The 15,421-nt window shown below is 39.8% G+C and carries 13 protein-coding genes; 7 read left to right on the top strand and 6 right to left on the bottom strand.

What is annotated here, in order from left to right:
• Positions 1-104 precede the first annotated feature (104 nt).
• Positions 105-569, bottom strand: coding sequence for a DUF4172 domain-containing protein (locus ACR2F3_RS10160; protein WP_432709866.1), 465 nt, complete (start codon positions 567-569; stop codon positions 105-107).
• Between the two features lie 215 nt (positions 570-784).
• On the opposite strand from ACR2F3_RS10160, the gene ACR2F3_RS10165 reads away from it, so the two are divergent.
• Positions 785-1,999, top strand: coding sequence for a PQQ-dependent sugar dehydrogenase (locus ACR2F3_RS10165; RefSeq protein ID WP_432709867.1), 1,215 nt, complete (start codon positions 785-787; stop codon positions 1,997-1,999).
• Positions 2,000-2,016: 17 nt separating this feature from the next.
• Here the strand turns inward: ACR2F3_RS10165 and ACR2F3_RS10170 are convergent, their stop codons facing one another.
• The gene (locus tag ACR2F3_RS10170; RefSeq protein WP_432709868.1) at positions 2,017-2,475 is read right to left on the bottom strand and encodes a GNAT family N-acetyltransferase; all 459 of its coding nucleotides are present in this window, start codon (positions 2,473-2,475) and stop codon (positions 2,017-2,019) included.
• A 115-nt stretch (positions 2,476-2,590) separates the two neighbouring features.
• On the opposite strand from ACR2F3_RS10170, the gene ACR2F3_RS10175 reads away from it, so the two are divergent.
• On the top strand, positions 2,591-4,435 hold the full coding sequence (locus tag ACR2F3_RS10175) for a PQQ-binding-like beta-propeller repeat protein (RefSeq protein ID WP_432709869.1): 1,845 nt from the start codon (positions 2,591-2,593) through the stop codon (positions 4,433-4,435).
• A 16-nt stretch (positions 4,436-4,451) separates the two neighbouring features.
• Here ACR2F3_RS10175 and ACR2F3_RS10180 read toward each other — a convergent pair whose 3' ends face one another.
• Both ACR2F3_RS10180 and ACR2F3_RS10185 read right to left on the bottom strand, forming a co-directional pair.
• Positions 4,452-5,726: a M16 family metallopeptidase gene (locus ACR2F3_RS10180; protein ID WP_432709870.1), complete on the bottom strand. Its 1,275-nt coding sequence runs from the start codon at positions 5,724-5,726 to the stop codon at positions 4,452-4,454.
• Positions 5,716-6,963, bottom strand: coding sequence for a M16 family metallopeptidase (locus ACR2F3_RS10185; RefSeq protein WP_432709871.1), 1,248 nt, complete (start codon positions 6,961-6,963; stop codon positions 5,716-5,718). The genes ACR2F3_RS10180 and ACR2F3_RS10185 overlap by 11 nt, the downstream gene beginning before the upstream one ends.
• Positions 6,964-7,031: 68 nt before the next feature.
• Here ACR2F3_RS10185 and ACR2F3_RS10190 point away from each other — a divergent pair, with 68 nt between their 5' ends.
• From ACR2F3_RS10190 to ACR2F3_RS10210, 5 genes are all read left to right on the top strand, one after another.
• Positions 7,032-8,156 carry a CofH family radical SAM protein gene (locus ACR2F3_RS10190; protein WP_432709872.1) on the top strand — a complete coding sequence of 375 codons (1,125 nt, stop codon included), beginning with the start codon at positions 7,032-7,034 and terminating at the stop codon, positions 8,154-8,156.
• Positions 8,157-8,177: 21 nt separating this feature from the next.
• Positions 8,178-8,969, top strand: a complete 792-nt coding sequence (locus ACR2F3_RS10195) for a LytR/AlgR family response regulator transcription factor (protein ID WP_432709873.1) — start codon at positions 8,178-8,180, stop codon at positions 8,967-8,969.
• Positions 8,959-11,907: a ligand-binding sensor domain-containing protein gene (locus tag ACR2F3_RS10200; RefSeq protein ID WP_432709874.1), complete on the top strand. Its 2,949-nt coding sequence runs from the start codon at positions 8,959-8,961 to the stop codon at positions 11,905-11,907. The genes ACR2F3_RS10195 and ACR2F3_RS10200 overlap by 11 nt, the downstream gene beginning before the upstream one ends.
• 406 nt (positions 11,908-12,313) lie before the next feature.
• On the top strand, positions 12,314-12,514 hold the full coding sequence (locus ACR2F3_RS10205) for a hypothetical protein (RefSeq protein ID WP_432709875.1): 201 nt from the start codon (positions 12,314-12,316) through the stop codon (positions 12,512-12,514).
• Positions 12,515-12,575: 61 nt separating this feature from the next.
• Complete coding sequence (locus ACR2F3_RS10210; RefSeq protein WP_432709876.1) at positions 12,576-13,694, top strand: GNAT family N-acetyltransferase; 1,119 nt, start codon at positions 12,576-12,578, stop codon at positions 13,692-13,694.
• A gap of 1 nt (position 13,695) precedes the next feature.
• On the opposite strand, the gene ACR2F3_RS10215 is transcribed toward ACR2F3_RS10210, so the two are convergent.
• On the bottom strand, positions 13,696-14,025 hold the full coding sequence (locus ACR2F3_RS10215) for a helix-turn-helix domain-containing protein (protein ID WP_196858656.1): 330 nt from the start codon (positions 14,023-14,025) through the stop codon (positions 13,696-13,698).
• A 35-nt stretch (positions 14,026-14,060) separates the two neighbouring features.
• Positions 14,061-15,416, bottom strand: coding sequence for a UDP-N-acetylmuramate--L-alanine ligase (locus ACR2F3_RS10220; RefSeq protein WP_432709877.1), 1,356 nt, complete (start codon positions 15,414-15,416; stop codon positions 14,061-14,063).
• Positions 15,417-15,421 lie beyond the last annotated feature (5 nt).

Below are 15,421 nucleotides of genomic sequence, written 5' to 3' on the forward strand. Positions count from 1 at the left end.
GTTTCAAAAACACGAGCCAGAGATATGAACGTGCCGAAACGCTCATGAACCAGTACGAACTGTCGAAAGGGAACGTTCTCGAGGCATATTCCACGCTCATGTCGTCAGAGGCGCTGTGGAAAAAAGCCAGAAATAACCTGCATGGGTTCGGGATGGCCACGCCAGGCACCCACTTTCATATGACGCTCGCTGCCGAGCAACAAGGTGTGCCAGGCAAACAAATGACCACTAGTTAATGGCTCTTGGTAGGTTTGCCGTAAATCGACCATGAGTTCTGCAATACCCTTAGCTTTTAGATCTGATGCCTGGTGTTTATCGACTAAACCCAATCCGTTTCTAATCGACGACATCACATCCTTACGGTTAAGGTATTCACCTTCAATTTCAGATGTTTTTATAGCTTCAGAAACCATGACCTCAATAATCGCCTTCATTTTTGTATTTGCAGGCAAAGCCTTAACCAAGCCAGTAATTAAGCCTGTTTTTTCAGCAAATTGATGAAGCATTTCCTCAATTTTAACCAGTTTATAGTTAAAATGCGGCCAGGAATTTCTTTGCCAGTTATACATGATGAGCCGAATATTTATTCTATTCGGCTCAAATATACACATAATAATGAGCCGAATAGAATAAATAATCGGCTCATCCGAAGAAGAGTTTTGGGCATCACTAAATTGATAATCAGTGAAATATACTTAACATATTTAGCAAATACCAGTACTTTTAACAAAGAACAAATACAGAACCCTCTTGTTCTTAAATATAACCACCAATACGGCTCCTTATGAAAAACTGGACAAGAACCCTGACCATTGTCGCCATACTATCTGGTCTAATTTACAGTTGCACTAAACATGACGACTTTTGGGAGTCGATTATTCCAGAGACCAAGGATCAACCGACTTCAAGCCAGATTAAAGCATATGTTTTCAGGCCGGCGCAGGCACCTGCATCAGATGCAAATATCCAGCAATTAAAAGTACCTCCTGGGTTTACTGTTAATAAATTTGCCGACGGATTAGGCAAACCAAGGATTTTGACTATTAGCAGTACCGGCAATGTTTACGCGTCGGATCGTGAAGCCGGTATTATCATGCTATTAAAGGATACGAATGCCGATGGCATAGCCGACGCTAAATCGACGGTGGCTACCATAAACCAGGCTCATGGCCTGGCAATACACCAATCTAAAATGTATATTGCTGCAGTAAAAGAAGTCTATGTAGCAGATATAAATGCTGATGGAACATTAAGTGCACCCCGAATGATCATCAGCGACCTACCGGATGGCGGGCAACACCCCAACCGTACATTGGCTATCGGCCCTGATGGTTTACTTTACATTTCAGTCGGCAGTACTTGCAACTCATGTCCGGAACCTAATAAAATGAATGCTACCCTGGTTCGAAGTAATTTAGATGGCAGCAATAAAAAGGTGTTTTCAAAAGGATTACGAAACACTATAGGCTTTGGCTGGCATCCAGCAACTTCGGAATTGTGGGGAATGGATCATGGGATTGACTGGCTTGGTGATGAAGAACAACGGGAAGAAGTCAACCTGATTAAGGAGAATCTTAACTACGGCTGGCCTTATATTTACGGAGAAAGTAAGTATAATCCGACTGAACCGCCGCAGGGCGATACTACCTACAGTCAATACGCACAGTTAAGCACTGAGCCAACACTGACCTACCAGGCGCACGCTGCACCAATGCAGATGGCATTTTATACAGGTGATCGTTTTCCGGCAGATTATAAAAACGATGCTTTTATTGCCATGCGTGGTTCCTGGAACAGGAGTGTTCCGGCAGGATATAAAATTGTACGCCTGCATTTTGAAAACGGCAAACCTATTCGTTTTGACGACTTCCTGACTGGCTTTTTAATTAATGGTAACCAATCACATTTTGCGAGGTTGGTTGGTGTAGCGGTGCATCCTGATGGCTCACTGCTCGTTTCCGACGATACCAACGGTGTTATTTACAGGGTAACCAACTAAGCGGAGTATTATAAGCCCTACTGCTCCGGCTCCGTATGTTGCCTTAATTGCTTTGGACCTTGTGGCCAGATAAACGCAGTACTCTGTTTTTTCCAGCCTAAGCTCTTATAAAAAGCATCTTTCCCTGGTGCCGCAGTTAATGTTACAAAATGATAATTCTCTAATTTATCGTTAAGGGTTTTAACCAGTTTTTTACCCAATCCCCTTCCCTGGAAATCGGGATCTACCACGATGTCCCCAAGCATGGCATAATATCGGCCATCGTCAATGGTGCGCCCGAAGGCTACCAATCGCTCTTCATGGTACACAAACATTGTCCACGTGCTGCTATAAAAAGCCTTCTTTATCTCTTCCGGAATACGCGTACGCCAGTTCACTTTTTCAAACAATGAACAGACATAAATCCAGTCGATTGTGCTGAGGTTGGGGTTAATTTTAAACACGAGTTCTTTATTATCCAGGAAGGTCGATAGCATATGTTTTAACGAATAAAGATGAGGGAAATGTTACATACAAATATGATAATTAAATAATCAGTTTGTTAATCAAAAACATTAAAATGTTTAGTTTTAGCGCATGAAACTTTTACATATGAAGCTCAGACACTATTTGTTATTTGCACTATTTTTTCTTTTCTATTATCCAACGCAGGCACAAACATTTAAATACGGATTTGTAACCGATACACATGTTGGTACCGACACCGGCGAAGATGATTTACGGAACACCGTTGCCGATTTAAATAAACAGGCAGACCTAGATTTTATACTGGTTACCGGTGACATCACGGAGATGGGTACACAAAAGGAAATCAAACTGGCCAAAGAAATTCTTTCCGGGCTAAATAAACCATTTTATGTAATTCCTGGGAACCACGATACCGGCTGGTCAGAATCTGGTGGTGTTGACTTTATCAGAGAGTTTGGTGATGATAAATTTACTTTCGACCACAAAGGATTCCGTTTTATTGCCTGTGCATCGGGACCCTACGTTCGCATGTCTGACGGCCACATCCCCCGCGATGCTACCGTTTGGCTTGACAATATATTAAAAAACACTCCTAAGGATATGCCGGTGGTATTTATAAACCATTATCCAATAGACAACAGCCTTGATAACTGGTATGAAGCAATAGACCGCGTTAAAAAGTACAACATCCAATATGCCATTTGTGGCCATGGCCATGCCAACAAAGCCATGGATTTTGAAGGCATCGAAGGCACCATGGGGCGCTCCAACCTGCGTGCTAAAGACAGCATTGGTGGATATAATGTAGTAACTATGCGTAAAGATTCGGTGTTCTTTGCTGTAAAAAGACCTGGATTAGAAGTTCAACAGCCATGGCGTAAATTTGCTTTAGGCACTTTTAAACCGAAAAGCTATGGTCCGTTTGAAAGACCTTCATTTGCTATAAATGATACTTACCCTGAAGTAAAAAAAACCTGGTCGTACCATTCGGCAGCCAATGTAATTTCCACACCAGCTACTGATGGTAAAACTGTAGTGGTAGGTAATGCGATTGGGGAGATTGAAGCTTTTAATTTAGCCGATGGAAAGAAAAAATGGACCTACAAGACAGGTGGCGCCATTTATTCATCTCCGGTTATGGTTAAGGGTATGGCAATTTTAGGAAGTGGCGATGGACATGTCTATGCCATGGATATTAATTCAGGAAAGTTGGTTTGGAAATACAAAGCCCAAGCCGCTGTATTAGGATCGCCGGTAGTACAAAAAGGAAAAGTATTTATCGGATCAAGCGATAACACTTTCCGTGCTTTGAATGTTAAAAATGGCAACCTGGTATGGGAATTTAAAGGCGTAGAAGGCACACTTGTAGGTACACCACTCCTGTATAAAGATAAGGTGATTTTCGGCTCCTGGGGGCGTCATCTGTATGCGCTAAAAAAGAGTAACGGTGATTTGTTATGGAAATGGAATAATGGACATGGCAACCGCATGTATTCGCCAGCTATGGTTACACCCGTTGCACATGATAATGTGGTCTACATTGCTGCGCCCGACCGTGTGCTAACGGCAATAGATGCCAATGAGGGAACAACACTTTGGCGCAATAAAGAAGCTACTGTGAGAGAATCCATAGGCATCTCGGAAGACAAATCATTGATCTTTGGAAAAACCATGAACGATGAGGTGGTTGCCTATCAAACGCAAAAGACAGATCCTGGCGTATTATGGCGGTTAAACCTGAAATATGGTTATGAACATGTTCCATCCATGCTGATTGCAAAGGACAATAACGTTTTCTTTGGCACCAAAAACGGTGTAATTTACGCCTTTGACCCTAAAACAAGAAAACAGGTGTGGGCACATAAAGTTGACCATTCTATGGTGAACACCGTGAATGTGATTAATGGAAAAAAGGTGCTTGTAGCAACCATGGACGGGGTAATAACCCTGTTGGAAAAAGTAAATTAACCAACAGGGAGACTCGTTATTTCTTTCCGACGATCACCTTGGTGAAATCTTGGGTATTTAGATATTTGTTGGCCAGTGTGCGTAGCGCGCTGGCCTCTATTGTTTTTACGGTTTCAATATAACGATCGTAATATGCATAATCCAATCCGGAGAAGAAGATGCTTTTAAATTTATCGGCATGCGAAAATGCGTTTTCCAGGCTACCTAACATAGAACCTAACATGTAATTACGTACCAGGTCGAGTTCGGCATCTGATACCAGGTCTGTTTTCAGGATATCAATTTCTTTTTCAATCTCCGTTAAAGCCTTTCCGCAAACATCTGCACCTACTTCGGTAGCGATAAAGAAGTAACCGGCATCTTTCATAGATACCACTGCGGAACCAATGCCATAGGTGTACCCTTTGTCTTCACGGATATTTGCCATCAGGCGTGAGCCAAAGTAACCACCCAAAAGGCAATTTAATACCTGGAAGCCTGCAAAATCAGGATGGGTACGGTTAATGGCCAATGTTCCCATGCGTATGGCAGATTGTATGGCGCCTGGACGTTCAATAAGGATTTCCCCTTTGGGTGCCGGCGCAAATGCAAAGTTGTTTTGAACTGAAGGCAGGTCATTGTTCCATGTTTGTCCGAAAATTTGATTCAATAAAGCGAATTCGGTGTGCTCAAATTTACCAGACACAAACAATGTACAGTTAGCTGGTTTATAAGCTGCCTTGTAATAAGCTAATAAATCTGCACGTTGCAACGCATCATATTCGGCAAATCCGATGTTAGATCCATAACTGGTATCGCCAAAGATGGCATGAGCAAAGTTTTTACGGGCCAGGAAGTCATTCTTTTCTAAACTTACCTGTAGATTCTGCTTTTGATTCTGGATAAAGATTTCCAATTCCTGCTGTGGAAACACACTTTCATCTAATATAGACTTCAATATGGGTAATACAGAAGGCAGGTGTTTGTTTAATGTATACAGCTTAATACTGCTTTGATCGGCACCATATTCAGTTTGTAAAAAGGCACCGTAATAATCTACTTTATCAGCAATGTCTTTGGCCGATAACGATGCCGTTCCATTGTTAATCAAATGGTTTACGGCAACTGCCTGTAAGGGTTTAGTAGCGTCGTAGTTAACATTATCGAAGATAAACTCGATCCGTACTAATTCTTGTTTGCCGGCATTGATGGTATATACTTTAATTCCATTATCAAGCACCTGCTCTTGTGGCGTAATAAATTTTATTTCTGATACCTGCATAGAATCAGGTACGAGGGTTCTATTTAGCATCTTTATCGATTAAATAATATAAGGTTGAACATTGTTCCTTTACGAAAGTCTGTTGTGCAGCTTCCTGTATTTGTTCTGCAGTAACTGACAGGTAACGGTCGATCTCTGTATTCAGCAGGTTGGCATCGCCCAATAGTTCATAATAAGCCAGATTCATGGCTTTGTCAAGTAAGCTCATCTCGGCAAAGACCATTATTGATTCGGATTTGTTTTTCACTTTGGTCAACTCATCAACAGATATCGGCTCTTGTTTAATAAGTTCCAGTTCTGTCCAGATTGCTGCTTCCGCTGCCTCCATAGATACACCTTCTACTAATTTACCTTCAACAACAAAAAGTCCATCGTCTAAACTACTGGTAATATAGGCATGAATATCACTAAACAACTGTTGATCTTTTAACAGCTTATTGTATAAACGTGACGACTGTCCTTGTGACAATATATCAGACATAAGGTCAAAACGCTGATAGGCTTCGCTCCTTCTGTTTGGCATTTTAAAGGCCATGTAAATGGCATTCAAAGGCACATTGGCCTTAACCGTTAATTGGCGTGCTTCAGTTTGCAGGGGTTCCTGCGGCAGGTTTCTTTCATAACGTTCACCTGCAGGAATATTACCAAACCATTTCTCGGCCATCGCTTTGATATGGGCTGTTTTCACGTTACCACCAACTACCATAATGGCATTTTGCGGGTTATAGTGTTTTTTGAAAAAGGCTTTCACATCTTCCATCTTTGCCTCTTCAATTTGTTTTAGATCCTGCCCGATTGTTGCCCAGCGATATGGGTGAGTTTGGTAAGCTAAAGGACGCAACTTTAACCATACATCGCCATAGGGCTGGTTAAGGTAACGCTGTTTGAACTCTTCACATACCACGTTCCTTTGTGTTTCCAGACTTTTCTCGGAAAAGGCCAGGCTTAACATGCGGTCGCTTTCCAGCCAGAAAGCAGTTTCCAGGTTTACAGCAGGTAAAGTGATGTAATAGTTAGTAATATCATTACTGGTAAAGGCATTGTTCTCTCCTCCTACTCTTTGTAAAGGCTCGTCATAAGACGGAATATTAATAGAACCACCAAACATCAGGTGTTCGAAAAGGTGTGCAAAGCCGGTTTTACCCTCCTCTTCATCCCTCGCACCTACGTCATATAAAATATTTAATACCGCCATGGGCGTTGTATCATCTTCATGTACTAAAACACGCAATCCGTTAGCTAGTGTAAAACGGTTGAAATCTACCATATATTTAAAAATAATTGCGGCAAAGATAGGAATTTAAAAAGAACGGAACTTATGGTTATCTTTGGCAGATGAACACTGCTGATCTATTACACAGGGCCCTGCAATTCGACTTTCTAACTCAGGAAGAGGGCGTTTTTCTATACCATCATGCTGCTACCGCCGAACTGGCCTATGTAGCAAATGAACTGAGAAAGAAACAAGTGCCCAGTGGGAAAGTAACCTGGCAAATAGACAGAAATGTGAATACCACCAATGTTTGTATTGCCAATTGCAAATTCTGTAATTTCTTTAGACGACCTGGTCATGAAGATAGTTACATTACAGACATTGAGACCTATAAAGTTAAAATTGAAGAGACTTTTCGTTTAGGTGGCGACCAGCTTCTATTACAAGGAGGGCACCATCCGGATTTAGGACTTGAATTTTATTCGAACCTGTTCCGCACACTTAAAGAACTTTATCCGGATTTGAAACTTCATGCGTTAGGTCCGCCGGAAATTGCCCACGTTGCTAAACTAGAAGGAAAATCGCATACAGAAGTATTAGCGGCTTTAAAAGCTTCCGGAATGGATTCTTTGCCGGGTGCCGGTGCAGAGATTTTAAACGATCGTGTAAGAAGGTTAATTTCTAAAGGAAAATGTGGCGGACAGGAGTGGCTTGACGTGATGCGCGCTGCACACCAACTGGACATTACCACTTCGGCCACTATGATGTTCGGTCATGTGGAGACTATCGAAGAACGTTTTGAACACTTGGTGTGGATCAGACAGGTGCAAAGTGAGAAACCTGCAGACGCAAAAGGCTTTCTTGCCTTTATACCATGGCCTTTCCAGGATGATGGTACATTATTAAAAAGATTGAGGGGAATTAGCAACAATGTTTCTGGCGATGAATACGTGCGTATGCTGGCACTAAGCCGAATCATGCTTCCTAATATTAAAAATATTCAGGCCTCGTGGTTAACAGTTGGAAAAACTGTTGCCCAGCTTTGCCTTCATGCAGGTGCGAATGATTTTGGTTCCATCATGATTGAAGAAAACGTAGTTTCTGCAGCAGGAGCACCACATCGTTTCACTGCAAAAGGGATTCAGGATGCTATTAAAGAGGCTGGTTTTGAACCTCAGTTACGTGGACAACAATATAATTACAGAGATTTACCGGAATTTTTAGAAGAACAGGTTATCAATTACTAAATTGGCATAAAATCTCTCTCTATGCTGGTACTTAACGCAATCATTGTTGATGATGAAGAATTCGCACGTTCTTCTTTATACTTTTTACTTCAGGAAAATTGCGAAAATATTCATCTCACCGGCATAGCAAAATCAGTTAGTGAAGCTAGAATTTTATTACAGGAAAATGAGGTAGACCTCGTTTTCCTGGATATCGCCATGCCAGGCGAAAATGGTTTTGAGTTAATTCCCACAGCGATACAAAACAATGCTCATGTGGTGTTCACCACGGCATTTGATCAATATGCCCTACGCGCCATCAAGGCAAATGCCCTTGATTACCTTCTGAAACCAATAGATATTGACGAATTAAAGGAAACTGTTAACAAGGCCACCAGGCTGGTAGAAACAAATAAACTTGCCCAACAACAAAATCGTGAACAGCTTACCATGCTGGCCGGCTATTTGGATGACCGTTCGGAAATAAGGAAACTGAGTTTACCTAATGGCCAGGGTGGATATACGATTGTTGACTTTGATGACATAATTAACATTGAAGCCGACAGCAACTACTCTGTCTTTTACCTGAATAGTAAAGACAAAATCACGGTAGCAAAAGTGTTGAAGGAATATGAAGGGATTTTACCGGAGAGTAAGTTTGTACGGGTTCATAAGTCAAGCATGATCAACCTGGATTACCTTCAGGAGTATAATTCGAAAAACGGTTTAGAGCTTACTTTAAAAAGTGGAGTTAAAATTGCTGTTTCCCGCAGGAGAGCAAGTGAATTTGCTGAAAAAGTTAAATCCTATACCAACTTAAAGAGTGATAAATAAAATTACGTTCTTCAGGTTTTTACTGCTACTAACGGTATTGCTTGCCGGCATAACAGTTTGTGTGGCACAATCGACATTTATACAGCATTACACCACCAAAGATGGTTTACCGAGTAATAATTGTTATTCTATCCTTCAGGATTCCCATCAGTTTATATGGGTGGCCACAGATGCCGGGGTAAGCCGCTTTGACGGCCAGCGTTTCGAAAATTTCACCATTGATGACGGGATGCCTGACAACCAGGTGCTTCAGATTAAGGAAGATAATAAAGGACGAATCTGGTTTTTGGCTTTTAACGGGGAAATGAGCTATTTCCACAACGGCAAGATTTACAATAGCACCAACGATCAAGCTCTGGGCCTACTCAAATTTGACGCTGTAATAATTTCGATATTTCATGATAAGCAGAATAGACTCTGGTTTGGCACCAACAAAAATCAGTTGTTCATGTTTGATGGCAAAAGATTATTCAAATTCAGTTCTACCGACTATAAAAACCAGTTTACATTTAGTTATGCCAGCGAAGACGCGAGTGGCAAAATATGGATATATAGCCAAAACAACGTGCGTTTATATAATAATGGTAAATTTAGTCTGGTAAACAGCAATACACCTGCACCACCATCATATCATAAAATGATTGCGGCTCCGCATAACAACACGATGTGGTACCTGGATAAAAAAGGGCTGAACTATAAAAGTGGCAAACTTCAGAAACTGGTTAAACCTATCGACCCTAAGTTAACTAATTTAGAACTGGGATACTTTCATGTTGATCGAAAAGACCTATGGTTAAGTAGTCAGGATGGCGTTTTTCATATCGATTCTTCAGGCCGTACAATACAGTATCTAAGGGGTGTACCTACAGTGCAAGTAATTAAGGATAGGCAGCAAAATATGTGGTTTACGGGTAGCGACGGGGTTTATATGTTGCCTCGCATGGAAAACCGGATGTTTACGATAAATAAATCACATGGTTTAAGCAGTAATGTGGTCAAAAGTGTACTTAAAGACAGGGAACAAAACATATGGCTTGGCCTTGAAGGGGGATACCTTAACAAACTTGATGCGGGGAAAAAAATTAGTGAGTATAGGGTGCAACACAACCGCCCTTTTCATACTGGCATTAAGAAACTGACGCTGAAAGCAGACGGTAAATCAATTTATTTTGCATCTGATGAAGGTCTGGGTGTGATTAGTAATATCCATAGTGATCAACACACAAATACATACTTACAAGAACAACAGCATTCCGTGTTTGTAGTAAAAGACTTCTCCTTAAAAGAGGACCATTCGTTGGCAGTCGCCTTATCATCGGGCGTCCTAGTGTTAAACGGCCAGGATAAAAATTTGCATTTTTCCTTGTCGGGCCTCCGGGAAGGAAAAGATTTTTTTAAGGATAGGGCGTATAGCACTTTTTACGACAAAGAAGGGAAATTATGGTTCTCTAATACCCGGGGACTCCATGAGTTCAGTAACGGCAAGTTAACACCGTTTTTAAAAAACTCTGTCATCACCAAAAGAATTAACGATATTAAACAGCTGCCAGATGGCACACTTGTACTGGCAACCGACGGTTATGGGTTAATTTTGACAGATGGTAAAAAAATTCTTCATCATATTACGCAACTTGATGGACTGGCCAGTAACATCTGTGGAGAACAATTTATAAGTGGTGAAGATATTTGGGTAATTACCAATAAAGGGATTAACCGGATCTGCATGGAGGGGAACAAACCACTGGTAGAATCATTTCAATACACCAATGCTTTATTAAGAAATGACGTAAACGACCTTTACATTGATAAGGGTACCTCCTACTTTGCAACCAACAGTGGTTTGGTCTATTTTTATAACAAAACACATAACCAGCTAATTAAGCCACCGGAGGCTCTGGTTACTGGCATTGTGGTGGACGGAACGAAAAGAAACATTGCCGATGTTGATATTAAGGTGAATCCTTTGAATAATAAAATCACGTTGTACTTCACAGCAATTGATTTTCAGAATCAGGACATGTGGTTCCGCTACCGACTGAAACCGGAAAATAAATGGACAGAAACCAGGATAAAAAGGGTTGACGCTGCTGCACTAGAACCTGGCAATTATAATTTCGAAGTGCAGGCAAAAACCATTAACAGCGATTGGGGTGAACCAGCGTTTTTGAAATTCGAGCTGGAAGCTAAATTTTGGGAAACCACCTGGTTCAAATTAGTAATATTTGCATTGGGTGGACTATGTTTATATGGAATTGCCGTAGTGGTGACTAAAAAACAAAAAAATAAAGAGCAACAAAAACTGTTACTGAAAAATAAAATCCTGATGCTAGAACAAAGGGCCCTGCAAGCCATGATGAACCCACATTTTGTATTTAATGTGATGAATTCAATTCAGCATTATATCAATACAAAAGACACTTCCTCAGCCAATAAAGTGTTAACAGGCTTTGCAAAACTGATTAGGAAAAATTTGGAGATTTGTACGAAAAGTTATATATCACTACAGGAGGAACTGGAATACCTGGAATTATACCTGAGTCTTGAAAAGAAAAGATTCGGAGATAAACTCCATTATGAGATAAGTATCTCCCCCGATATAGATAAGGAAGAAACATTCATTCCATCAATGTTATTGCAGCCTTATATTGAAAATGCGATATGGCATGGAATTATGCCATTGGAGGAAGGTGGCGAACTTAAAATCACCATTAGTATGGATGAGCATGCTGATCTAATGATAGAGGTTTGTGACAACGGGGTTGGTATAGACAATTCGCTAAAACATAAGAAGTTTACACATAACAGTAAAGGCATGAATTTAACACAGGAACGGATTAACCTGTTAAACCAGATTGCAACCAACCCTATACAAATTCAGGTAAAACAAAATGGAATTTCTGGGACTTCTGTTAAGATTTTGATCAAATTAGCAGAATAATTACCGTTTACTCAATTAATGATACCACATACTAATTTGTGTTGCTACGTCTGGTTAATAGCCTTATACTTGTATCAGATTTTAAACAAACCTAGTTTGAAAAACGTTCTTATAGAATTGATAAAGATATTTTACCCTAACCTTAAAACTATCTCAATTCAGGTTTCATTTGTGTGTTAAAAGTGGTAAAGCTAATACCTTTACCACTTTTTTTTATCCAAATATTCGCCAGCCAGGCACTTACAGCGTAAACAAAAGATATATCTCAGGATATACGTCAAACATTTTTAAAGGCATCTTTTTTTTGAAATACTTTCTTGCACAAACGCTTTTTGTTTTAATTTTGGTGAATAGAAATGCGTAAATTTAAACCAAGCAATCCATTTATTAATTTAGTTTTTTTGTAATGACAACTCCGAAAAAAACCATCAAGAAAAGTCCGATAGAGGAAGTTGAAGAGCTTGATTTGCTCAACGAAAATGCTATTAAAGGCACTAAAAACAAGAAGTCATTTGTAGATGATGACGATGATGAATTCGATCTTCCACTGGACGATTTGGATACCTTTAATGACTATATTGACGACGACGAAGACGACACCTATTAGTTTCAAAAAACGTACACCCTAACATCCTTAAAAGGATGTTTTTTATGAAAAGACTTTATACATGCAGATCCTTCCCGTTAGTGATTCCAAGACAAAAAAAGAATTTTTAGCGCTTGCCCGTTATATTTACCAGGATGATGAAAACTGGATTTGTCCATTGGATATGGACATCGATGCTGTGTTTAATCGCAATACCAATCCGTTTTTCAAACATGGGGCATGCACCAGGTGGATTTTAAAAGATGATCATGGGAAAACCATAGGAAGGATCGCTGCTTTCATTAATGATAAAAAAGCATATCAGTTCGACCAGCCTACTGGTGGTATCGGATTTTTTGAGTGTATTAATGACGAGAAAGCGGCATTTAAGTTATTTGACACGGCTAAAGAATGGCTTTCTGAAAAAGGTATGAAAGCCATGGATGGCCCCATAAACTTCGGGGAGAACGATTCTTACTGGGGTTTACTTGTAGAAGGCTTCACACCCCCTTCTTATGGAATGAATTATCACAAGCCATACTACAAGGCACTCTTTGATAATTATGGCTTTACCAAAGAATATGAGCAGATAACTAATCATTTACAGATTAGAAATCCTTTTCCCGAAAGATTTACAAAAATAGCTAATTGGGTTGCCGGTAAACCGGGATATACCTTTGAGTTCTTTTCGAAGAAAAATTCTGAAAAGTATGTGGAAGACTTGATGGAAATCTATAATGATGCCTGGAAAGACTTTGAAAATTTTGTACCCATAAAAAAAGAAACCCTCCAGGAAAGCTTCAAAAAAATGGAAGCCATCATGGATGAGAAACTCATCTGGTTTGCATACATCAATGGAGAACCTGCGTCGTTTGTGGTTATTATACCTGATGCTAACCAATTAATTAAAGGTTTTAATGGGAAATTAGGGTTATTGGAAAAGGTAAAATTTGTTTACCGACGCTGGAAAGGTGTTAACCGTATGCGTGCGATTGTGATGGGAACAAAAACAGCTTACCAAAAACTTGGACTTGAATCGGCTTTGTTTATAAAACTTAAAGAGTATGTGCTTCCTTTAAACCAGTATGATGAACTGGAGTTGTCCTGGGTAGGAGATTTTAATGATAAAATGCTTTCCATACACCAGGCTACAGGTGCCACCTTTGGAAAGCGACACCTCACCTTGCGTAAGATTTTTTAATTTACTTCTGTCTGATTTCTTCGTATAGTTCGATCACTTTCTTTTGAAGTTTGATGATCTCTTCCTCTCTGGAAGATAGCTTTGTCTTGAGCGTATTAATTTCTTCGAAATTTACTGACTGCGGATTTTCTCCCTCTTTAGAGATGATATCCATGGTGGAAACTTCGAATAAGTTTGCAATTTGTGCTAACCTTGAAATATTGATATCCGTGATACCTGTTTCAATTTTAGAAAATGCTGGTATTGATATATTAAGGCGTTTCGCTACCTCGCCCTGACTCCAGCCGTTCTTCTGCCGCAATTGCCTGATGTTTTTACCAATGACGTTCATGTTTTGATTTTAGATATTAATTATTGTGCATTAAACTACTTATTCAACTCCTGTGCCAGTTTAACGAGATCTAAACCCCCGAAATTCCCTGAACTCATGAGTAATAAATTTGTATTGTTAAAACTTAAGCTTAACAAATACTTTTCAAAATTGAGAGCGTCATTAAAAAATCGCAATTTAGCATTTTTAAATGCAGATTGAACTTCTAACTCACTAAAAGGAGGAATTTTCTTATGTTGGAAAGTCTTTTCATTAATATAAACTATGGCCTCATCTGCGATATCCATAGTGTGTTCATATTGAAGAAGAAAATTTTTATTAAGACTACTAAATGTATGCAACTCTATACAGGCAACGAGCTTTCTGGCTACAAATTGAGACTTTACAGCATCTATAGTCGCTTTTAACTTAGACGGTGAATGCGCAAAATCCTTATAAACGTTCGTATTTTTTTCACTTAACAACAACTCTAACCGCTTCGAAGCTCCTTTAAATGTGGCTATTGCCAACTGGAAATCTGCAGCAGTTATACCTAATTGTCCACATACCAACTTTGCAGCGGACAGATTCATCAAATTATGATCTCCAAAAACATTGAGAGAAATTTCCTCTGGCAAAAGATAGGTAACTCCATCCTTTATTTCATGTTCAGGAACGTTATACGGTATCTTCTCTATTTTCGCATCTGATTTAGCTACAAGTTCAGCTAACACAGAATCTGTTTCACAATAAATTAATTTTCCATTTGGTTCTATAGTTTTGATAAAAACATCAAACTGATGAATATAGTTTTCAAAAGTTGGAAAAACATTTATGTGATCCCAGGCAATACCACTAATTACCGCAATATTTGCTTTGTACAAGTGAAATTTAGGGCGCCTGTCGATTGCGGAAGCGAGGTATTCATCGCCTTCAATGATGATTAAAGGGGCTTCCTCGGTGATCTTCACCATCGTATCAAAGCCTTCCAACTGTGCGCCAACCAGGTAATCAAAGTCACGATGATAGAAATTTAACACATGCAGAATCATCGAAGTGATTGTCGTTTTACCGTGACTACCACCAATAACTACCCTTAACTTATCTTTAGACTGTTCATAAATATACTCTGGATATGAATATATCTTTAAACCCATTGCTCTGGCTTTTACTAATTCTGGATTGTCATCAAAAGCATGCATACCCAAAATTACTGCATCCAAATCAGCTGAAATGTTCCCTTCGTTCCAGCCCATTGATGCTGGAAGCAAACCATAGCTACCTAATCTACTGCTGGATGGCTCAAAAATAACGTCGTCTGATCCCGTAACCACATAACCCTTTTTATGCAATGCAATAGCCAGGTTATGCATGGCACTTCCGCCAATTGCAATAAAGTGTATACGCTTCATAATTA

Source organism: Pedobacter sp. (assembly GCF_045627485.1).
Classification (GTDB): Bacteria; Bacteroidota; Bacteroidia; order Sphingobacteriales; family Sphingobacteriaceae; genus Pedobacter.

Coding starts and splice junctions, on each gene's coding strand:
- ACR2F3_RS10160 (WP_432709866.1), bottom strand. CDS start 569: ATGTATAACTGGCAAAGAAATTCCTGGCCGCATTTTAACTATAAACTG.
- ACR2F3_RS10165 (WP_432709867.1), top strand. CDS start 785: ATGAAAAACTGGACAAGAACCCTGACCATTGTCGCCATACTATCTGGT.
- ACR2F3_RS10170 (WP_432709868.1), bottom strand. CDS start 2,475: ATGCTATCGACCTTCCTGGATAATAAAGAACTCGTGTTTAAAATTAAC.
- ACR2F3_RS10175 (WP_432709869.1), top strand. CDS start 2,591: ATGAAGCTCAGACACTATTTGTTATTTGCACTATTTTTTCTTTTCTAT.
- ACR2F3_RS10180 (WP_432709870.1), bottom strand. CDS start 5,726: ATGCTAAATAGAACCCTCGTACCTGATTCTATGCAGGTATCAGAAATA.
- ACR2F3_RS10185 (WP_432709871.1), bottom strand. CDS start 6,963: ATGGTAGATTTCAACCGTTTTACACTAGCTAACGGATTGCGTGTTTTA.
- ACR2F3_RS10190 (WP_432709872.1), top strand. CDS start 7,032: ATGAACACTGCTGATCTATTACACAGGGCCCTGCAATTCGACTTTCTA.
- ACR2F3_RS10195 (WP_432709873.1), top strand. CDS start 8,178: ATGCTGGTACTTAACGCAATCATTGTTGATGATGAAGAATTCGCACGT.
- ACR2F3_RS10205 (WP_432709875.1), top strand. CDS start 12,314: ATGACAACTCCGAAAAAAACCATCAAGAAAAGTCCGATAGAGGAAGTT.
- ACR2F3_RS10210 (WP_432709876.1), top strand. CDS start 12,576: ATGCAGATCCTTCCCGTTAGTGATTCCAAGACAAAAAAAGAATTTTTA.
- ACR2F3_RS10215 (WP_196858656.1), bottom strand. CDS start 14,025: ATGAACGTCATTGGTAAAAACATCAGGCAATTGCGGCAGAAGAACGGC.
- ACR2F3_RS10220 (WP_432709877.1), bottom strand. CDS start 15,416: ATGAAGCGTATACACTTTATTGCAATTGGCGGAAGTGCCATGCATAAC.